Origin of the sequence: Bacillus sp. SIMBA_005, assembly GCF_046535585.1 — a bacterium.
Classification (GTDB): Bacteria; Bacillota; Bacilli; order Bacillales; family Bacillaceae; genus Bacillus; species Bacillus pumilus.
The window spans coordinates 1-249 of record NZ_JAWRWI010000885.1; the positions used below are offsets into that span (position 1 = coordinate 1).

Sequence of the window (249 nt, forward strand, 5' to 3'; positions counted from 1 at the left end):
GTTAGAAAAGTACCCAACACGTATGATCGAATTAGCTGTAAAAGGGATGCTTCCTAAAAACTCTTTAGGTCGTAAAATGTTCGGTAAACTTAACGTTTACACTGGAACTGAGCACCCACATGCTGCACAAAAACCAGAAGCGTATGAGCTTCGCGGATAATATAAATTAAGAGGAGGATATTACTTTGGCACAAGTTCAATACATCGGCACTGGTCGCCGTAAAAGCTCTGTAGCTCGCGTACGTTTAG

At 41.8% G+C, this 249-nt stretch carries 1 protein-coding gene and 1 pseudogene; both read left to right on the forward strand.

Annotated features, from left to right (window positions below; all coding sequences use genetic code 11):
- Positions 1–160, forward strand: a 160-nt coding sequence (locus SB660_RS22605) for an uL13 family ribosomal protein (protein ID WP_410584734.1), incomplete at its 5' end; no start/stop codon positions are given.
- 25 nt (positions 161–185) lie between these two features.
- A pseudogene (rpsI, locus tag SB660_RS22610) lies at positions 186–249 on the forward strand (30S ribosomal protein S9); the annotation flags it as partial.